The organism is Pseudomonas sp. B21-015 (genome assembly GCF_024749285.1).
In the GTDB taxonomy this organism is placed as follows: Bacteria; Pseudomonadota; Gammaproteobacteria; order Pseudomonadales; family Pseudomonadaceae; genus Aquipseudomonas.
The window spans coordinates 5,864,871-5,885,124 of sequence record NZ_CP087196.1; the positions used below are offsets into that span (position 1 = coordinate 5,864,871).

Sequence of the window (20,254 nt, forward strand, 5' to 3'; positions counted from 1 at the left end):
ACACCATTAATCCGCCAGCACTCTAAATAGCAAGGAACTTTGAATGCTTGACATCATCAACGACTTTCTCTCCGGTAAGGTTTTGATACCTTTAGTTCTTGGGCTGGGAAGCTATTTCACAATCCGCTCAAGATTTGTCCAGCTCCGATACTTCATCCATATGATCTCGGTATTACGCGGGAACTGGCATACCGGCAATCATCACTTGAGTTCATTGCAGGCATTGACGCTCAGCCTGGCCGGTCGCGTCGGAACCGGCAATATCGTTGGCGTCGGCATTGCCGTGAGCATGGGCGGCCCCGGTGCAGTGTTCTGGATGTGGATGACCGCTCTATTGGGGATGTCGAGTAGTTTTTTCGAATGCGCGCTGGGTCAACTCTACAAGCGCTGCGATGCAAACGGTCAATATCGTGGGGGCCCGTCCTGGTACATCCAGCATGGTCTGGGCAAACGCTGGCTCGGAACGATTGCTGCGCTCCTGCTTTTGGTGACCTTCGGGTTTGCCATCAATGGCCTTGAGTCCCATGCCGTATCGCATTCTCTCAACAATGCCTTTGGTTTATCGACGACATGGTCCGGACTCACGCTGTCTCTGTTACTGGGCATTGTGTTCGTGGGCGGTATAAAGCGCATCGCGGCGGTTGCCGATTTATTGGTTCCCCTTAAAGTTATCGCCTATATCGGTGTAACGCTTTACGTGATCGTGTTGCAGATTGACCTGGTCCCCGGAGTGCTGCTCAGCATTGTCAAAAGCGCGTTCGGACTGGATCAGGCTTTTGGCGGGCTGGTGGGCAGCGCAATCATGATGGGGGTGAGGCGCGGAGTGTTCTCCAATGAAGCAGGGCTGGGCAGTGCGCCTAACGTCGCCTCTGCGGCAAAAATCGCCCATCCGATAGCACAAGGCGTGGTGCAGGCGTTCAGTGTCTTCATCGATACCATCATTATTTGCACGTGTACCGCGTTGATCATTTTGCTTTCCGGTTTTTATGCTCCCGGTTTCGAAGGCGACGGAATTGCGTTGGCGCAAAACTCGCTGGCTGAGGTAGTAGGCGATTGGGGCCGGATGTTCATCAGCGTGGTACTTGCCCTGTTTGTGTTCACGGCAATGCTCTACAACTACTATCTGGGAGAAAACAGTTTACGATTCATCTTCGCAGCGCCCCACAAATCATTAATTGCGTACCGCATATCCGTATTGATGCTGGTTTTTTGGGGTTCGGTTGAAGACCTTTCCACAGTGCTCGCGTTTGCAGACATCACCATGACATTTTTGGCCTTGGTTAACCTTATTGCGATGACACTGCTATTCAATGTCTGTATGCGAATCCTGGGCGACTATGATGAGCAACGTCGCGTAGGAATAAAAAACCCCGTTTTTGACTCAAGCAAATTCAGCGATCTGGATCTCGATTTGATGGCTTGGCCCGCGATAACAAATCCTCTCCCGCCGAAGAACCCTGTTTGTGCGGATCGGCCTCCAGCTAAAGCTCAGATCGCATAAATTTCAATGAGCGCTGAGCCATTGCACTTATGCGATGGTTCTGCAGATAAGCAATGCCCAGGCAACATCATCCCCCCCCAAAAATAATTACTCTCGCCCTCATAACCCAAGCGCGTTCAAGGAGTTCGTCTATGAATCGCTACCACCCCCTTAAATCCAACGCATCTAACATTCCAACTTTCTATATAGACTCGCACGTCGCGCCCCATCTGCTATTTGAAGATGCCTGTTTCAGAATACGCGCTGCAACGAGCCTTTTAGAGGCGCTGACCTCTGTGACCGTTAAAAACACTAATGATACTGACTTTTTCCGCCTGATACTTCCGGCCTATATATTGCTACAGGACGGTGTCGACGCGCTAGACCAAATAACATTTAAAGGATTGTAAGTCATGGCCAAATCAGCGACTCATGAAATGATAAAAGCAGCAATGATCAAGGCAATTGAAACAGGGCTTATTCCTCGTCACTCCCACTTGGATGGCTATGTAAGAAGTTGGGAAAGCCTGGCGCTCATCATCCAGGCAGCGCTTGAGGCAACAGCAGATAACTGAGAAGTCGCAGGTGTTTGCATATGAAGGTGCCAGCAACATGTGATTATTCCAGCATGAACACAAAAAAAGCTGGCAATCCTCACCGCTGATATGCGCCACTAGCCCCATTCATTGAAACAGCTGCAACGCCGCTGCCCCGGGCCGCGGCCCGCCTGGAGAACCCCGTTATGAGCGAGAGTGTGTTTGCCGATCGTATCGTGCAGAACCTGCTCGACACCGACTTCTACAAACTGACGATGATGCAGGCCGTGCTGCACAACTACCCTAACGTGGAAGTCGAATGGGAGTTTCGTTGCCGTAACAGCGAGGATCTGCGCCCGTACCTGGCGGAGATCCGTTTCCAGATCGAGCGTCTGGCCGAGTTGAGCCTGAGCGCCGATCAGTTGAGCTTCCTGGAGCGCATCAGCTTCCTGAAACCGGACTTCCTGCGTTTTCTCGGGCTGTTCCGTTTCAATCTGCGCTATATCCACACCGGCATTGAAAACGGCGAGTTGTTCATCCGCCTGCGCGGGCCGTGGCTGCACGTGATTCTGTTCGAAGTGCCGTTGCTGGCCATGGTCAGCGAAGTGCGCAACCGCTATCGCTACCGGGAAATTGTCCTGGAACAGGCCCGCGAGCAGCTCTATCGCAAATTCGACTGGTTGACCGCCAACGCCAGCACCGACGAATTGTCCGAGTTGCAGGTAGCCGATTTCGGCACTCGCCGTCGCTTCTCGTACCGCGTGCAGGAAGAAGTGGTGAACGTGCTCAAACATGACTTCCCCGGTCGCTTCGTCGGCACCAGCAACGTGCACCTGTCCCGGGAGCTGGATATGAAACCGCTGGGCACCATGGCCCACGAATGGATCATGGCCCACCAGCAACTCGGCCCACGGCTGATCGATAGCCAGATTGCCGCCCTCGATTGCTGGGTCCGCGAGTACCGTGGTCTGTTGGGCATTGCCCTGACCGACTGCATCACCTCCGATGCCTTCCTCAGCGATTTCGATCTGTTCTTTGCCAAGCTCTTCGACGGCTTGCGCCACGATTCCGGTGACCCGGTGCTCTGGGCCGAAAAGGCCATCGCCCACTACCACAAGCTGGGCATCGACCCGATGAGCAAGACCCTGGTGTTTTCCGACAGCCTGACGCTGCCCAAGTCTCTGGAGATTTTTCGGGCGTTGCGCGGTCGGATCAATGTCAGCTTCGGTATCGGTACCAACCTGACCTGCGATATTCCGGGTGTCGAACCGATGAGCATCGTGCTTAAAATGACGGCATGCAACGGCCAACCGGTGGCCAAGATTTCTGATGAGCCTGGCAAGACTCACTGCAAAGACCCGAATTTCGTCGCCTATTTGCGACACGTTTTCCAAGTACCTGCCGCCCTTTCCAGTACATCAAGCAAGGAGTGAATTCATGCAAGCCGTACAGCGTGAGATTGCTGAACAGCTCAAGGTCCAACCGCCGTTCGCGGATCAACTCGCCCTCGAGGCTGAAGTCGCCCGTCGGATTACCTTCATTCAGGACTGCCTGGTCAATTCAGGGCTCAAGACGCTGGTGCTAGGCATCAGCGGCGGCGTCGATTCCCTGACCGCCGGCCTCCTGGCCCAACGCGCCATGCGTGAACTGCGCCAGCGTACCGGTGATAACGGCTACAAGTTCATCGCCGTGCGCCTGCCGTACCAAACGCAGTTCGATGAACACGACGCCCAGGCCTCGGTGGACTTCATCGCCCCGGACGAGCGCCACACGGTTAACATCGGCCCGGCGGTGAAATCCCTGGCCGGTGAAGTGGCAGCCTTCGAAGGCAAACAGGCGGTCTCGGTAGATTTCGTATTGGGCAACACCAAGGCGCGGATGCGCATGGTCGCGCAATACACCATCGCTGGCGCAGCTCATGGCCTGGTGATCGGCACCGACCACGCAGCGGAAGCCGTGATGGGCTTCTTCACCAAGTTCGGTGACGGCGCCTGCGACCTCGCACCGCTGAGCGGCCTGGTGAAAAATCAGGTCCGGGCGATTGCCCGTAGCTTCGGCGCGCCGGAGCCGCTGGTGGAAAAAATCCCGACCGCCGACCTCGAAGACCTGTCGCCGGGCAAACCGGACGAAGCGTCCCACGGCGTGACCTACGCCGAGATCGACGCCTTCCTGCACGGCGAACCGGTGCGCGAGGAAGCATTCAAGATCATTTGCGATACGTATAAAAAGACTCATCACAAGCGCGTGATGCCGTTTGCGCCGTGAGCCGTGAATGAACGAAAAAGCCCGCCGAGGAGTTGATCCTCAGCGGGCTTTTCTTTGGCTTGAGCTGAGCATTTGTCGATGCTGAAGGCCCATTCGCGAGCAAGCCCGTTCCCACACTGGGTCTGCAGTGTATACAGATCAAATGTGGGAGCGGGCTTGCTCGCGAAGAACGATAACGCGGCAGCCCGTCTTACTTCAGGGTAACAGTGCCTTTCATCATCGAGATGTGGCCCGGGAACGAGCAGAAGAAGCCGTATTTTTCCGCAGCATCGAGCTTCGACACATCGAACGTCACCGAGTCGGTTTCCTTCGCACCGATGACTTTGGTGTGAGCGATGATGCGGGCATCGCCTTCTTTCAGGTAGTTCTTGTCGATGCCAGCGGCCAGGCCGTCGGTGGCGATCGGCTGCATGTCTGCCTCTTTGCTCAGCACCCAGTTATGACCCATGACGTTTTTCGGCAAGCTGCCGGAGTGAGTCAGTTCAACGGTGAACGTCTTGCAGCTTTTGTCGATTTCAATGGCCTTGGTGTTGAAGGACATCTGATCGGTGGAGTCGATGGTCGTCTTGCACTCGGCAGCCATCAATTGGCTGCTGGCCAGTGTCAGCAGGGATACCGCAACAAGTTTGGCAAACATGGTGAATCTCCAAGGCAGGGTTAACAAAAGTGCGAATGGGCAGAAGACTGCCTGAAATCTTCGCAAGTTCCTATGACCTGAATCAAAAATTGTATACAACTTTCGGGCTATGACTCTCATCGAAACAATCTACCAGCCAGACGCCTGGCATGGCCCTATCATCAGGGCCGTCATCTCTCATCTGGAGCGCCTGTCATGTCTTTCAACAGTTTGTTGAGCAGTTTGCTCGCCGCCTATGCCTGTGGTGCCAGCGGTACTTACGAAACACCTGAACACGAAGTTTAGTCCTTGGAACGATGCAAACCTGCCTTTACTCTGTGGCCCTGATGACCGTGGAGTAAGGCATGCCTTTAGCATCCGTTTGTGTATTTTGCGGTGCCAGCACCGGCACCAATCCGGCTTATCGTGAAGCGGCTGTCGCCCTGGGGCGAGCATTGGCCGAGCGCAAGCTGACCCTGGTCTATGGTGGCGGCGCCGTCGGGCTGATGGGGATTGTGGCCGACGCCGCACTGGCGGCCGGTGGTGAGGTGATCGGGATCATCCCCCAGAGCCTCAAGGACAAGGAAATTGGCCATAGCGGCCTGACCCGCCTGGAAGTGGTCGACGGCATGCATGCGCGCAAGGCGCGAATGGCCGAACTCAGCGATGCCTTCATCGCCCTGCCTGGCGGTCTGGGCACACTGGAAGAACTGTTCGAAGTCTGGACCTGGGGCCAGCTCGGCTATCACGGCAAACCGCTGGGTTTGCTGGAAGTAAACGGTTTCTACAGCAAGTTGACGTCTTTTCTTGATCATATCGTCGGCGAAGGCTTCGTTCGCGAAGCGCACCGTGACATGCTGCAAATGAGCGAATCGCCGAAAACCCTGCTCGAAGCACTGGACGCCTGGCAACCCTCGGTACCGCCAAAATGGACCGAGCAAAAACCCAGCTAACGGCTCGGCATCGATACAGGGCAGAATATGCGCCGCTCAACCTCACCTTCGACCCCAGAGGATCGCCCATGGCTAAACCTAATTATTCCTTCGCCAAACGTCAGAGAGACTTGGCCAAGGAGCAGAAGAAAGAGGAAAAGCTTCAGCGCAAGAAAGCTACAGCTGAAGAAGAAGCAGCAGCACTGAACCCGGATACCGAAGGCGAAGTGGCTACAGACGAAGCTGAAGCACCGAAAGATCAGGCGCCCGACGCCTGAGACCCTCAGGGCCCGATGATCTGATCAGGCCCACCGGATCTGTGTCCAGGGTCAGCAACGATGTTGCTGACCCTCACAGGCCAATCTGAAAATACTCCTCCAGAACTGACTTGCACATCCCCATGTGGGAGCGAGCCTGCTCGCGATGACGGCGGCACACTTAGCAGTTACCTGACCGATACACCGCTATCGCGAGCAGGCTCGCTCCCACAATTTGATCTCAGTTACTCCAACGGCATTACTGTGACCCGAACCTCTGGATCATGGCTGCCACCGCCCAGGATCACTCCGCGCAATGGCGACACATCGGAAAAATCCCGGCCCCAGGCCAAGGTGATGTGCTCCAGCGCTGGTTGCACATTGTTGGTCGGGTCAAAATCCACCCAGCCCAGCACCGGACAAAACACCGACACCCACGCATGCGACGCATCGGCGCCGATCAGCCGTGGCTGGCCCGGCGGTGGCTGGGTCAGCAGGTAGCCGCTGATGTACCGCGCCGCTAATCCACGGGAGCGCAGGCAAGCGAGCATCAAATGCGCAAAGTCCTGGCAAACCCCACGTCGCCTCTCCAGCACTTCAACCAGCGGCGTCGCCACTTGGGTCGCTTCGGCATCGAAGGTGAATTCGCTGAAGATCTTCTCCATCAACGCCTGAACACCCAGCAGCAATGGCCGACCAAGAGGAAAGCAACTTTCGGAGAACTCGACGAAACTGCGCTTCAAATGCACATAGGGCGACTCGAACCGGTAACGGCAGGCTTCCAGCAACTCGGATGAAAGTGGCTGACTGCTGTAGGTCAGCGCGTTGCAGGTCTCTTCCCAGGCCGGCGATTGATTGAAGTCCAGCGACGGCCGGGCCAGCACTTCGACGGTGAGCCGGGCATTGACCAGTAATTCATCGTGGGGCCGCTCGAACGCCAACCGGGTCAGCGGGTTGCCGAACACATCCAGCTCATCCCGGCGCGAAGTCGGCTCGGGACTGATCTGCAATTGCTGTTCGGTGCAGCGCTGCCAGGCACAGGCTCGCGGCCACAGATGCGCCAGTTGCTGGGCCAGGGACACTGGGCTGTCGTAGTGATAATGGGTGTCGTGGAAAATCTGGTAATGGGCATTCATCAGACGGACACCGTGCGCTGGCTGACATCATCGACATGGGCGAAATGGCGCAAGGCCAGGCGATCCGACACCTGTCCGCTGGCATCGGCGATCTCTTGCAGCAGATCGGCCAGCCCCTCTATGGCGGCTCGGACACTGGCCTCGCCGAATAGCGAATTCTCCAGGCAGCCCAGATCGAAACGCGCCAGCCGCTCCACCAACTGCGGCAGACCTGTCTCACGCGGCGCGCCAAAGTCGTCGTTCAAGCGTTTCAACGTGCGGGTCACCAGTTTCAACTGGAACAGCACCGCGTGAGGGTTCTGCTCGTCGAGCAACAACAGGTCGAGCACCGGGATCAATTGCGCCACCGCCAGGTACCGCGAGCGGTAGGTGATGCTGCTGTTACCCAACTCCAGCAGCCACTCCAGCCCGGCCTGATCAAAAGCCCCGGCGCCGCGCAAAAACGCCGCCAGACTGCCGCTGAGAAATTGCAGCCGTTCGATTCGCCGACCGATCATCAGGAAACGCCAGCCTTCGTCCCGGGTCATGTCGTCCAGGGCAAAACCGGACAGCGCCGCCAGGGACATTACCAAGCGGTTGAGGAAATCCAGCAACTCGCCGAAATCCGGCTCTTCGGTTTCCAGTTCCATGGCCTCGCGCTGCAACTCCACCAGCGCTTGCCAGTTTTCCCGGGAGAGCTTGCCGCGCACCTGCGAGGCCGCCCATTGCAGACGTTGCAGATTGGAACGCAGGCTGAACGGCCAGTCATCGCCGAGCAATGCCGCGAGCAAGCGCTCCGGCAGTTCGCCTTCGTCGGGCAACAGGTGCAGCCGCTCACCAAGGTCGACCGCCGCCTCCAGCGCTTGCGGACCATCGCCATCGACATAGCGCGCCAGCATGATCCGCAGCAACCGCGCGCTGTCATCGCAGCGCTCGCAATAACGGCCAAACCAGAACAGGTTCTCCACCACCCGCGACGGAAGATACGGATCGCGGCGCACCAAGTCATGAACACCGATGGTGCGCTGGGTTTTCCATTGTTCGCCGCTGGGGGCCCGCTCACCGAGCACCCACGTGTCCTTGCTCGCACCACCGCGCTGCATCGACACCACTTCGGCGTCTGCCTCGGCCGCCACTCGGGTCAAGCCACCCGGCAGCACTCGATAACCATCACGACTGGCCACCGCATACACCCGCATGCCGATGGCCCGAGGCTGCAACTGACCGTCCTCGGCCTGCCAGATCGGCGCCTGGGAAAGTTGCGCCAATTCTTGCGCAACATAGGCATAAGGCCGAGCCTGCATGCGCCCAGCCAGCGCCCGACGCTGTTTTTCACTCAAATCACGGCCAAATACCGGCGCGAAGCTCTGGGATGGAAACGCCGGTTTGATCAGCAATTCCGGGAGCTTTTCCAACGCCTGGGCCAGTACCGGCGCTTCACCGCACCACCACGTGGCGACGGACGGCAGGATCAGTTCTTCGCCGAACAAGAACTGATTGATCCTTGGCATGAAGCCCAGCAACCCCGGCGACTCCAGTACGCCGCTGCCCAGGGCGTTGGCCACCAGCACCCGGCCCTGGCGCACAGCTTCCAGCAACCCCGGCACGCCGAGGGCCGAGTCGGTGCGCAATTCCAGCGGGTCGCAGAAATCATCGTCGAGGCGGCGCATGATCGCGTGAACCCGGCGCAGACCGCTCAGGGTTTTCAGGTAGACGGTGGCGTCACGAACGGTCAGGTCGCCGCCCTCCACCAGTGGATAACCGAGCTGACGCGCCAGGTACAAATGTTCGAAATAGCTTTCGTTGAAGCGACCCGGTGTCAGCACCACCACCAGCGGCGCTTCATCGTCACACGGCGCCTGGCGAGCCAGGGTTTCCTGCAAGGTGCGGAAGAACCCGGCCAGGTGCTGCACTTTCAAATCCCGGTACAACTCGGGGAAGGCCCGGGACACGATGGTGCGGTTTTCCAGCGCATAACCGGCACCGGATGGCGCCTGGGTCCGGTCAGCGGTGACCCACCAACGACCGTCAGGCGTGCGCGCCAGGTCCACGGCATACAGATGCAAAAAGGCCCCGTCAGGCGGAGAAATACCCTGACAAGGCCATAAAAAGTTGTTGTGCCCGAACACCAGCTCGGCCGGCAGCAGTCCTTCAGCGATCAAACGCTGCGGGCCATAAAGGTCGGCCAGCACCGCATTCAGCAAACGCGCCCGCTGGGCAATCCCGGCGGACAATTGCTCCCACTCATCGGCGGCAATCACATGGGGCAACAGGTCCAGCTCCCAGGGCCGGTCGGCGCCCTTGGGATCGGCATAGACGTTGTAGGTCACGCCGTTTTCCTGAATTTGCCGGGTCAACAACGCCTGGCGCTGCACCAGTTGTGTCGGGGTGCTGCGTTGCAATTGGTCGAACAGCCGACGCCAGTGCGGGCGCACCGCGCCGCTGTCGTCGAGCAGTTCGTGATAAGTGCCCGCCGTCAGCGGGTAGCGGTCAAGCAGGTCAGGCATGGAAAGCTCGGCAGACAGCAAAGAACGGTCAGACTAACGCAGGCTCATGACGCCCGGATAGACGAAAAATCCGAGCGTCGTGTAGGGCTTAGAAACGTCGTAAATCGAGCGTCATCGGCAGCTCGTCGTTAATCGTCACGTTCGGTATAGGAAGTTTCCCTGGGGTGTGCCCGATTCGGAAGAATCGCGCCATGCGTCGGCTCTCCGCTTCATTAGCGTTCACCGGCAAGCTGTCGTAATTGCGCCCGCCCGGATGGGCGACGTGGTACTGGCAGCCGCCCAGCGACCGTTCCATCCAGGTGTCGAGCAGGTCGAACACCAGCGGCGCGTGGACCGGGATGGTCGGTTGCAGGCAGTTGGAGGGCTGCCAGGCACGAAAGCGCACGCCTGCGACGAATTCGCCAACCCGGCCGGTCGGTTGCAGCGGCACCGGAATGCCGTTACACGTCAGCAAATAACGTTGCGGCGCCAGTCCCGTGACTTTGACCTGCAAGCGCTCCAGGGACGAATCCACATAACGCACCGTGCCGCCCACCGCGCCCTCTTCACCCAGCACATGCCAAGGCTCCAGGGCCTGACGCACTTCCAGCTCGATACCACTGACGGCGTAGTCGCCGACCTTGGGAAAACGAAACTCCAGATGCGCGGCAAACCACTCGGCGCGCACGGGATAACCGGCGGCATCCAGATCGACGATGACGTCGGCGAAATCCTGCTCGATAAAGTGCGGCAGCAAGAAGCGATCGTGCAGTTCGGTACCCCAGCGCGCCAGTTTCGGCGGCGCATAGGGTTCGCGCCAGAATCGCGCCACCAGCGCCCGCAGCAACAATTGCTGCGCCAGGCTCATGCGCGCATGAGGCGGCATTTCAAAGGCGCGCAACTCCAGCAAACCGAGGCGCCCGGTGGCGCCGTCGGGTGAATAGAGTTTGTCGATGCAGAACTCTGAGCGGTGGGTGTTGCCGGTGACATCGATCAACAAGTTGCGCAGCAGTCGATCCACCAGCCACGGCGCGCATTCTTCCCCCGGCTTCGGCATCTGGGCGAAGGCGATTTCCAGCTCATACAACGAGTCGTTACGCGCTTCGTCCACCCGTGGCGCCTGGGATGTCGGGCCAATGAAGAGTCCGGAAAACAGGTAGGACAAGGACGGGTGGTTATGCCAGTAACTGATCAGGCTGCGCAGCAAATCCGGACGACGCAAAAACGGTGAATCAGCCGGCGTCGCACCACCCAATACGAAATGGTTACCGCCGCCGGTGCCGGTATGGCGACCATCGATCATGAATTTCTCGGTGGTCAGGCGAGTCTGGCGTGCTTCTTCGTAGAGAAATTCGGTGCGTTCAACCAGTTCGTCCCAAGTGGCGGACGGTTGCACATTGACCTCGATCACGCCCGGATCCGGGGTGATGCGAAAGTTGCTCAGACGAGGATCGCTCGGCGGTTCATAGCCTTCCAGCAACACCGGGCAATGCAGCTCCTGAGCCGTCGCCTCGATGGCGGTGACCAGTTCCAGGTAGTCCTCGACCTGCTCCAACGGCGGCATGAACAGGTACAAGCGGCCATCCCGAGCCTCGGCGCAGAATGCGGTGCGGGTCAGCCAGTCTGCGGATTCGTCGACCTCGATATCCCGTTCGACCGCTTCGGCCGGCGTGCCCGGACTGTTCAACTGCTGAGTGTCCGGCAGCGCCGGGAATTCCTGGTTCGGGTCGTTGGGGTAAATGAATGGATACTCGGCCGCTTTCACCCAAGGCTGCGACCCCAGCGGCAAGCGATAACCCAGCGGCGAATCCCCCGGTACCAGCCGGCAGTGTTCATCGCGCAGGTACCAGCGACCGCTCTGCCATTGATCACCCTTGGCGGTGCGGGCCAGCGGCAGGACCTGACCGATCACCTTGTCCAGGCCCTGGCTGAAGACTTTGCGCAGCCGCGCCCGCTCCAATGGTTCTTCCAGGCGCGAATCTTCGGCGCTGACGTTCTGCGGCAAAGCGCCTTCGCGCCAGAGGTAATAGAAATTGTCTTCGTAGGCCGGAAACACGAAGCGTGTCGGAATTTTCAAGCGCTCGGCGACACTCGCCAGAAAACGCCCGGCCAGTTCGCCATCGGCGCCGTAGTCTTCCTGCTCATCGGCGATCAGCGCGCTGTTGTGCCAGATCGGCACACCATCCCGCCGCCAGTAGCAATTCAACGACCAGCGCGGCAGTTGTTCACCGGGGTACCACTTGCCCTGGCCGAAATGCACCAGGCCTTTGGGCGCGTAGTGCTTGCGCATGCGCTGGAACAGTTCGGCGGACAGGCGACGCTTGTCCGGGCCGAGGGCGGCGGTGTTCCACTCGGCGCCGTCGGGGTCATCGATGGAAACGAAGGTCGGCTCGCCGCCCATGGTCAGGCGTACGTCGCCTTCCAACAGGTCGGCATCGATCTGCCGGCCCAGCGCCTGAATCGCCAGCCATTGATCTTCGGTGTAGGGCTTTGTGACGCGCGGCGCTTCCCAAATCCGCTCCACGGACATTTCGTGGGTGAATTGACACTCGCACGGTTCCACCAAGCCACTGATCGGCGCCGCAGAGCCCGGATCGGGACTACACGCCAACGGAATGTGTCCTTCACCGGCAAACAGCCCTGAGGTTGCGTCCAGGCCGATCCAGCCGGCGCCGGGCAAGTAGACCTCGCACCAGGCATGCAGGTCAGTGAAGTCCACCTCGGTGCCCGAGGGGCCGTCGAGGCTTTTGACATCGGCGGTGAGCTGGATCAGGTAGCCGGAGACGAAACGCGCCGCCAACCCGAGGTTGCGCAGCAGTTGCACCAGTAGCCACGCCGAGTCGCGGCAGGAACCGGAGGCGTGTTCAAGGGTGTGTTCGGGGGTCTGGACGCCGGGCTCCATGCGAATCAGGTAGCCGATGTCTTCACTCAGGCGCTGGTTGAGGGCGACCAGAAAATCGACGCTGGGCAGCGGCGTGCGGTCGATGCCGTCCAGGTAGGCTTGGAACTTCGGCGTCAGGGGCAAGGTTTCCAGATAGGGGGCCAGCTCCTTGCGCTCATCGGCGGCATAGGTGAACGGGATTTTTTCCGCGTAGGGCTCAAGGAAGAAGTCGAACGGATTGAACACTGCCATTTCTGCCAGCAGGTCGACTTCGATCCGCAGCTCATCGGTTTTTTCCGGGAACACCAACCGCGCCAGGTAATTGCCCTGAGGGTCCTGTTGCCAGTTGATGAAGTGCTGCTCGGGCGAGACTTTCAGCGCATAGGACAAAATCCGCGTGCGACTGTGGGCCGCCGGGCGCAGGCGAACGATCTGCGGACCGAGCTCGACAGCACGGTCGTAGCGGTAGTGTGTGACGTGATGCAATGCGACATGAATCGACACGGCGAGCCTCCTGCGAGCCTTAAGCGTATTCGAAAGCGCGCAAGACTTATGCCACCCAGCAGCGCAGGCACTTTCATAGATTTGCTTAGGGCAGTACAGCACCAAAATCGGGCGATGCGGGAAATTGCTTTGGGCCAGGTGCACGCAAATGTAGCAAGCCGCTACTGCGTGAGCCTCACAGGGTGTGCTTCAGGCTCGCTTCGAGCCGCTTGATCCGCTGGCGGATGCGAGCACCCACCTGCAAAACCCTGATCCCACGCTGGTAGCGCCGCTTGCTCATCAAGTACAAACCGATCAGCGACGGCACCGCCGCTATCCAGGCAAACCCGGCATGATTCGCCTCGACCATCACCAGCAACGTGATCGACAGACAGAACACCAGCATCGTGAACAATCCCCAGACCGCCTTGGCGTAGCCGCGAATCAGCGCGATGAAACACAGGGACATCACCAGACACCCGCCGAACATGGCGAAGATGACGTTCTCCATCATCGGGTAGTCATGTGGGAAAAATGCCGTACCGAACACCGAGCCGGTCAGTGACATGGCAAAAATCGTCATCATCATGACCGCCACATGAATCCACCCATAGCGCCGCACATACGGTTGCCAGGCCAGCCAGTGGGCGAATTTCAACTGCATGAGTTTGTCGGCGGCGGTTTGTGGCGCGGGGGATTTCTTGCGGCGGGACACGGTGTTCTTCCTTGAAGTTGAAAAGCTGCAGCCTGATCGTCCCACGCTCCTGCGTGGGACGATCAGCAAAACGCCAACCCGAAGGTTGGCATTCTGTTGTCAGCGATCAGCGTTTAGCGCGGGACAACCGGCTTACGCGCAGGCTTGGGCCCTTTGCCTTTGGCCGCGTCCTTGCGATCCTTGGCCGCTTGCTGATTGCGGGCAAACGCCGCAGCCTTGGCCTGTTCACGCTTGTCCCACGGGTTGCCGCCATCGCTGACGCGCGGTGGCAGACCGGTGTGCTGGGTCAGAATCTTGGTGGTCTTTTCCCCTGCCACTTTGTGGCTGCCGGCCGGTGTCGAGTTCTTGCGACGGGCGCTCTGGTAGCTGTCGGTCGCCGGCTGATGCAGCGGGATCAGCTGGTTCTTGCCCGGCCCGATCAGGTCGGCGCGGCCCATGCGGGTCAGCGCTTCACGCAGCATCGGCCAGCCTTTGGGGTCGTGATAACGCAAGAACGCCTTGTGCAGACGACGCTGCTCTTCGCTCTTGACGATGGTCACGCCGTCGCTCTTGTAAGTGACCTTACGCAGCGGGTTCTTGCCCGAGTGGTACATCGCGGTGGCGGTGGCCATCGGCGACGGGTAGAACGCCTGCACCTGATCGGCACGGAAACCGTTGCCCTTGAGCCACAGAGCCAGGTTCATCATGTCTTCGTCGGTGGTGCCCGGGTGAGCGGCGATGAAGTACGGAATCAGGTACTGCTCTTTCCCGGCTTCCTTGGTGTACTTCTCGAACATGCGCTTGAACTTGTCATAGCTGCCGATGCCCGGTTTCATCATCTGGTTGAGCGGACCTTCCTCGGTGTGTTCCGGGGCGATCTTCAGGTAACCACCGACGTGGTGGGTCACCAGCTCCTTGACGTATTCCGGCGACTCGACCGCGAGGTCGTAACGCAGGCCGGACGCGATCAGGATCTTCTTCACACCCGGCAAGGCACGGGCGCTGCGATAGAGCTGGATCAGCGACGAGTGGTCGGTGTTCAGGTTCGGGCAAATGCCGGGGAACACGCATGAAGGCTTGCGGCACGCGGATTCGATTTCCGGGGTCTTGCAGGCGATGCGGTACATGTTCGCCGTCGGGCCGCCGAGGTCGGAAATGACGCCGGTGAAACCTGGGACCTTGTCGCGGATCTCTTCGATTTCGCGAATGATCGACTCTTCGGAACGGTTCTGGATGATCCGGCCTTCGTGCTCGGTGATCGAGCAGAACGTACAGCCACCGAAGCAGCCGCGCATGATGTTCACCGAGAAACGGATCATGTCGTAGGCAGGAATCTTTTCCTTGCCGTATGCCGGGTGCGGAACCCGTGCGTAAGGCATGCCGAACACGTAGTCCATTTCTTCGGTGGTCATCGGAATCGGAGGCGGGTTGAACCAGACGTCCACTTCGCCGTGCTTCTGCACCAGCGCACGGGCATTGCCCGGGTTGGTTTCCAGGTGCAACACGCGGTTGGCGTGAGCGTAAAGAACCGCGTCGCCACGGACTTTCTCAACCGACGGCAGACGAATCACGGTCTTGTCGCGCGTCATCCGCGGGCTCGCCAGGATCTGCACGACCTTGGCTTCGCTCGGGTCTTCAACCGGCCCCTTTTCCTGCTCGATCGCGCAAGCCTGGGTATCTTGGGTGTTCACGTACGGGTTGATGATCTTGTCGACCTTGCCCGGACGATCGATACGCGTGGAATCGACTTCGTACCAGTCTTTCGGTGTGTCGCGACGGATGAACGCGGTGCCACGTACATCGGTGATGTCTTCGATCTTGTGACCATAGGACAAGCGCTGGGCGACTTCGACAATCGCACGCTCGGCGTTGCCGTAGAGCAGGATGTCGGCGCAGGCGTCGATCAGGATCGAGTTGCGCACCCGGTCCTGCCAGTAATCGTAGTGGGCGATGCGGCGCAGGGAGGCTTCGATGCCACCGAGCACGATCGGCACGTGCTTGTAGGCTTCCTTGCAGCGCTGGCTGTAAACCAGGCTCGCGCGGTCCGGACGTTTGCCCGCCAGGCCACCGGGGGTGTAGGCGTCGTCGGAACGGATCTTCTTGTCGGCGGTGTAGCGGTTGATCATCGAGTCCATGTTGCCGGCCGCGACACCGAAAAACAGGTTCGGCTCGCCGAGCTTCATGAAGTCGTCTTTGGACTGCCAGTTCGGCTGCGCGATGATCCCGACGCGGAAGCCCTGGGCCTCCAGCAGCCGGCCGATGATCGCCATACCGAATGACGGATGGTCGACGTAGGCATCACCGGTGACGATGATGATGTCGCAGGAATCCCAGCCGAGCTGATCCATCTCCTCCCTGCTCATTGGCAGGAATGGCGCTGGCCCGAAACATTCGGCCCAGTACTTGGGATAGTCAAATAACGGCTTGGCTGCTTGCATGTCGATAACCGGTGTTGGCTTTCATTGAATTTCGCGGGCGCGGAATATAGCACAAATTTTGACCAATTCCGACGGCTATGGTCGGAAATTGCGGCGACCCATCGCGGGCAAGCCCGCTCCCACAGGTTCGGTGTAATCCCTGTGGGAGCGGCGGTGCGGCGATCCGACTTGCCCGCGATGAGGCCCGATCAGGCGATGTAGATATTACTCATCGTCGTCGAAGTTGTAGCTACCCGGCGCCAGGTTTTCAAATCGGGTGTATTTGCCGATGAAGGCCAGGCGGATAAAGCCGATCGGGCCGTTCCGCTGCTTGCCGATGATGATTTCGGCAATGCCTTTGTGTTCGGTTTCCGGGTGATACACCTCATCCCGGTACACGAACATGATCACGTCGGCGTCCTGCTCGATCGCACCCGATTCCCGCAAGTCGGAGTTTACCGGGCGCTTGTTCGGCCGTTGCTCCAGGGAACGGTTGAGCTGGGACAGAGCCACTACCGGGCAGTTGAATTCCTTGGCCAGGGCTTTCAGGGACCGGGAGATCTCGGAAATCTCGTTGGTCCGGTTGTCACCGCTGGAACCGGGGATCTGCATCAGCTGCAGGTAGTCGATCATGATCAGGCCGATCTCACCGTGCTCACGCACCAGACGACGAGTCCGCGCACGCATTTCCGAGGGGCTGATACCCGCCGTGTCATCGATGAACAGCTTGCGATCGTTGAGCAGGTTGACCGCCGAGGTCAGGCGCGGCCAATCGTCGTCTTCCAGGCGACCGGCCCGGACCTTGGTCTGGTCGATCCGGCCGAGGGACGACAGCATACGCATGATCAGCGATTCGCCTGGCATCTCGAGGGAGTAAACCAGAACAGCCTTCTCGCTACGCAGCACGGCGTTTTCCACCAGGTTCATCGCAAAGGTGGTTTTACCCATGGATGGACGGCCGGCGACGATGATCAGGTCCGACGGTTGCAGACCGCTGGTTTTCTCATCGAGGTCGGTATAGCCGGTGGACAGGCCGGTGATGGCATTGTCGGTGTTGAACAAGGTGTCGATACGGTCGATGGCCTTGGTCAGCAGGTCGTTGACGCTCACCGGGCCGCCGGTTTTCGGACGGGCCTCGGCGATCTGGAAGATCTGTCGTTCAGCTTCGTCGAGAATCTCGGCGGCGGTGCGACCTTCCGGGTTGAAGGCGCTGTCGGCGATTTCGGTGCTGATACCGATCAGTTGGCGCAAGGTCGCCCGCTCGCGAACGATTTGGGCATAGGCCTTGATGTTGGCGACGGACGGCGTGTTTTTCGCCAGTTCGCCGAGGTAGCCGAGGCCACCAACCTGGGACGTCTGACCTTCCTTGTCCAACTGCTCGGCCAGGGTCACGACGTCGATCGGCTGGTTCTGGTCCGCCAGTTTGGCGATCGCCCGGAAGATCAGGCGGTGGTCATGCCGATAGAAATCGCCGTCGGAGACTTGATCGAGCACGCGTTCCCAGGCGTTGTTGTCCAGCATCAAACCACCGAGCACGGCCTGTTCGGCCTCGATGGAATGCGGCGGCACCTTCAGGGCAGCGGTTTGCAGATCGTATTGCTCGGGAGCGGAGATATCGTTCATGGCCACTTGGTTTGTCAGGAAGAGCTGGGATTATAAAAATCAGGAACTACAGAAAGACAAAGGGCACGACCTGTAAACAGGATCGTGCCCGATGTTACCGGCAAGCACCCAAGGGTGCCAGCCGACAAGTGCTGCTTAAGCTGCTACCACGACAACGCGTACGGTGGCTTCAACTTCGGCGTGCAGGTGCACGGCTACGTCGAATTCGCCTACGTTGCGGATGGTGCCGTTCGGCAGACGAACTTCGCTTTTTGCAACTTCAACGCCAGAGGCGGTCAGTGCATCAGCGATGTCGTGGGTGCCGATCGAACCGAACAGCTTGCCTTCGTCACCAGCGGTGGCAGTGATAGTCACTTCCAGCTCAGCCAGTTGGGCGGCACGGCTTTCAGCCGAAGTTTTACGGTCTGCTGCGGCTTTTTCCAGCTCAGCGCGACGCTCTTCGAACGCAGCCAGGTTGGCTGGGGTCGCAGCGGTAGCTTTGCCGTAAGGCAGCAGGTAGTTACGACCGTAACCAGCCTTAACGTTCACTTTGTCACCCAGGTTGCCCAGGTTGGTGACTTTTTCCAGAAGGATCAGTTGCATGTGAAAATCCTCTTAACTTTTAACCTTCACCGTTCGCGTTATCGGCATCTTTCGGCGCCGAACGACCGCGAAAATCAATCAGGCTGTCGACGATGGCCAAGACCACCAGCAACGGATAGATCAGCTGCATGAACAGCAACAGCGTGACGTACAACCCCACCAGCCAGAATTTGGCCAGTCGCTTTTGCGCCACCAGCCCGTGAATCAAGGCCAGCCCGGCGAACACCAGCGGTACGCTGCACAACGGTGTCAACATGGCCATCTGCGAACCTAAGTTAGGCCCCAGAAGCATCAACACCAGCAGCAACATCGCCGGCAAAAGCGGGATTCGGATGGCGCGAAACTCGCGACCAAAACCACCCGGGTTGTACAACAACGCCTGCCAGTAGCGCCCGACAATCAGGCTCAGCACACTGACGATTTGCAACAAGGCCGCAATCAGGCCGGTCAGGACCGGTGCAATCAGGGACGCGAAACGCGCTTGCTCGTCTACCGACAATTGCTGGTAGACATCACCGAGTAGCGACGGCATGACTTTTATCAACGCCTGCGCCAGCATCTCGATCTGGGGCGCAAAAGCCACCCCCAGCACCACTGAAAACACCAATCCCATCGCTATGCTGACCAGCAGCACGCGGTTCCAGGACTCGCTTGCGCGCAAAACCAACGCAAGGCTCGAAGACCCCAGCAGCACCAGAAGTGCCCGTGGGTCGTCGGAGTAAAGCCACCAGATCAACGCCGGCAGCAGCCCCAGAGCAAGAACGCCCAAGGCGTCCTTCAATCCGCGCCGCAGGAGCACAAGGCATCCGGCGGCAGCACCCAACCAATACAACAACGGCAATGTTGCGCATCCGGCCACTACCAGAGTGGCCTGCATACGGCCGCGCATGATGAACTCAGCTAAGGCGCGCATGCATTCAATCCTTTGCTACGTGTCGACTGCCCGGTCTCAGCGGCCGTGGCTGTCGGTGTAGGCCAGCAGGGCCAGGAAGCGGGCGCGCTTGATAGCGGTGGCCAGCTGACGCTGATAACGTGCTTTGGTACCGGTGATGCGGCTTGGAACGATTTTGCCGGTCTCGGATACGTAAGCTTTCAGAGTGTTGAGATCTTTGTAATCGATCTCTTTCACGTCTTCAGCGGTGAAGCGGCAGAATTTACGACGACGGAAGAAACGTGCCATGTAATAGGCTCCTCAAAAGGTCCGTGGATTACTCGTCAGCGTTATCGCTGGCGTCGCTGTCATCACCATCAACGCCTTCGGCGTCGGAGTGCTCAGGACGGTCGCGACGCTCACGGCGCTCACTGCGGTTTTCTTCAGCCTTGAGCATCTCGGATTGGCCGGTAACGGCTTCTTCGCGACGGATGACCAGGTTACGGATCACTGCATCGTTGTAGCGGAAGTTGTCTTCCAGCTCGGCCAGAGCCTTGCCAGTGCACTCAACGTTCAGCATCACGTAGTGAGCCTTGTGAACATTGTTGATTGCGTAGGCCAGTTGACGACGGCCCCAATCTTCCAGACGGTGGATTTTGCCGCCGTCTTCTTCGATCAGCTTGGTGTAACGCTCAACCATGCCGCCGACTTGCTCGCTTTGATCCGGGTGGACCAAAAAGATGATTTCGTAATGACGCATGAATGCTCCTTACGGGTTGTAGCCTGCCGCTCAAAAGCGGTCAGACAAGGAGTGAATGACACTTATGGACTTGCCGGCGATAGACACATGCGTGCCTGCCGTCACAGCAAGGGGCGCAATTGTAGAGAAGGGTCGAGAGAGGTGCAAGGCAATTGGTGATTATTTGAACAACCCCAATCTTCGCCCAGACACAAAACCACTGTGGGAGCGAGCCTGCTCGCGATGGGGTGCAACATTCAACATTTGTGCTGAATGT

The 20,254-nt window shown here is 58.9% G+C and carries 18 protein-coding genes; 7 read left to right on the forward strand and 11 right to left on the reverse strand.

Translation table 11 applies throughout. The features are described from left to right. Positions 1-43 precede the first annotated feature (43 nt). From LOY38_RS26800 to nadE, 5 genes are all read left to right on the forward strand, one after another. Positions 44-1,501 carry a sodium:alanine symporter family protein gene (locus LOY38_RS26800; protein ID WP_258697803.1) on the forward strand — a complete coding sequence of 486 codons (1,458 nt, stop codon included), beginning with the start codon at positions 44-46 and terminating at the stop codon, positions 1,499-1,501. Between the two features lie 131 nt (positions 1,502-1,632). After that, positions 1,633-1,890, forward strand: coding sequence for a hypothetical protein (locus LOY38_RS26805; RefSeq protein WP_258697804.1), 258 nt, complete (start codon positions 1,633-1,635; stop codon positions 1,888-1,890). A 3-nt stretch (positions 1,891-1,893) separates the two neighbouring features. Then, complete coding sequence (locus tag LOY38_RS26810) at positions 1,894-2,055, forward strand: hypothetical protein (protein ID WP_258697805.1); 162 nt, start codon at positions 1,894-1,896, stop codon at positions 2,053-2,055. Between the two features lie 167 nt (positions 2,056-2,222). Next, positions 2,223-3,449: a nicotinate phosphoribosyltransferase gene (gene pncB, locus LOY38_RS26815; protein WP_258697806.1), complete on the forward strand. Its 1,227-nt coding sequence runs from the start codon at positions 2,223-2,225 to the stop codon at positions 3,447-3,449. A gap of 4 nt (positions 3,450-3,453) precedes the next feature. After that, the gene (nadE, locus tag LOY38_RS26820) at positions 3,454-4,281 is read left to right on the forward strand and encodes an ammonia-dependent NAD(+) synthetase (RefSeq protein ID WP_258697807.1); all 828 of its coding nucleotides are present in this window, start codon (positions 3,454-3,456) and stop codon (positions 4,279-4,281) included. A gap of 190 nt (positions 4,282-4,471) precedes the next feature. Here the strand turns inward: nadE and azu are convergent, their stop codons facing one another. After that, on the reverse strand, positions 4,472-4,918 hold the full coding sequence (azu, locus tag LOY38_RS26825) for an azurin (RefSeq protein WP_258697808.1): 447 nt from the start codon (positions 4,916-4,918) through the stop codon (positions 4,472-4,474). A gap of 344 nt (positions 4,919-5,262) precedes the next feature. Between azu and LOY38_RS26830 the strand changes: the two genes are divergently transcribed. Beyond that, a complete protein-coding gene (locus LOY38_RS26830; protein ID WP_258697809.1) occupies positions 5,263-5,850 on the forward strand; it encodes a TIGR00730 family Rossman fold protein in 588 nt (195 codons plus the stop codon). Between the two features lie 68 nt (positions 5,851-5,918). Beyond that, positions 5,919-6,107: a hypothetical protein gene (locus tag LOY38_RS26835; RefSeq protein WP_253546718.1), complete on the forward strand. Its 189-nt coding sequence runs from the start codon at positions 5,919-5,921 to the stop codon at positions 6,105-6,107. A 224-nt stretch (positions 6,108-6,331) separates the two neighbouring features. Here LOY38_RS26835 and LOY38_RS26840 read toward each other — a convergent pair whose 3' ends face one another. The 10 genes from LOY38_RS26840 to rpsF all read right to left on the reverse strand — a co-directional run bounded on the left by LOY38_RS26840 (position 6,332) and on the right by rpsF (position 19,998). After that, positions 6,332-7,222, reverse strand: coding sequence for a transglutaminase family protein (locus LOY38_RS26840; RefSeq protein WP_258697810.1), 891 nt, complete (start codon positions 7,220-7,222; stop codon positions 6,332-6,334). Continuing rightward, positions 7,222-9,708: a circularly permuted type 2 ATP-grasp protein gene (locus LOY38_RS26845; protein ID WP_258697811.1), complete on the reverse strand. Its 2,487-nt coding sequence runs from the start codon at positions 9,706-9,708 to the stop codon at positions 7,222-7,224. The genes LOY38_RS26840 and LOY38_RS26845 overlap by 1 nt, the downstream gene beginning before the upstream one ends. Positions 9,709-9,796: 88 nt before the next feature. Next, the gene (locus LOY38_RS26850) at positions 9,797-13,072 is read right to left on the reverse strand and encodes a DUF2126 domain-containing protein (protein ID WP_258697812.1); all 3,276 of its coding nucleotides are present in this window, start codon (positions 13,070-13,072) and stop codon (positions 9,797-9,799) included. A 175-nt stretch (positions 13,073-13,247) separates the two neighbouring features. Further along, on the reverse strand, positions 13,248-13,766 hold the full coding sequence (locus LOY38_RS26855; protein ID WP_258697813.1) for a hypothetical protein: 519 nt from the start codon (positions 13,764-13,766) through the stop codon (positions 13,248-13,250). Between the two features lie 113 nt (positions 13,767-13,879). Continuing rightward, positions 13,880-16,183, reverse strand: coding sequence for a YgiQ family radical SAM protein (locus LOY38_RS26860; protein ID WP_258697814.1), 2,304 nt, complete (start codon positions 16,181-16,183; stop codon positions 13,880-13,882). Positions 16,184-16,387: 204 nt separating this feature from the next. Then, complete coding sequence (gene dnaB / locus LOY38_RS26865; protein WP_253417023.1) at positions 16,388-17,785, reverse strand: replicative DNA helicase; 1,398 nt, start codon at positions 17,783-17,785, stop codon at positions 16,388-16,390. Positions 17,786-17,920: 135 nt separating this feature from the next. Beyond that, complete coding sequence (gene rplI / locus LOY38_RS26870) at positions 17,921-18,367, reverse strand: 50S ribosomal protein L9 (RefSeq protein WP_008035347.1); 447 nt, start codon at positions 18,365-18,367, stop codon at positions 17,921-17,923. 19 nt (positions 18,368-18,386) lie between these two features. Beyond that, positions 18,387-19,280: a hypothetical protein gene (locus tag LOY38_RS26875; protein ID WP_008009810.1), complete on the reverse strand. Its 894-nt coding sequence runs from the start codon at positions 19,278-19,280 to the stop codon at positions 18,387-18,389. Between the two features lie 36 nt (positions 19,281-19,316). Beyond that, positions 19,317-19,547 (reverse strand): 30S ribosomal protein S18, encoded by a 231-nt coding sequence (gene rpsR, locus LOY38_RS26880; protein ID WP_002551829.1) that lies wholly within the window; start codon positions 19,545-19,547, stop codon positions 19,317-19,319. Positions 19,548-19,575: 28 nt separating this feature from the next. Next, positions 19,576-19,998, reverse strand: a complete 423-nt coding sequence (rpsF, locus tag LOY38_RS26885) for a 30S ribosomal protein S6 (protein ID WP_007902678.1) — start codon at positions 19,996-19,998, stop codon at positions 19,576-19,578. Positions 19,999-20,254: the final 256 nt, after the last annotated feature.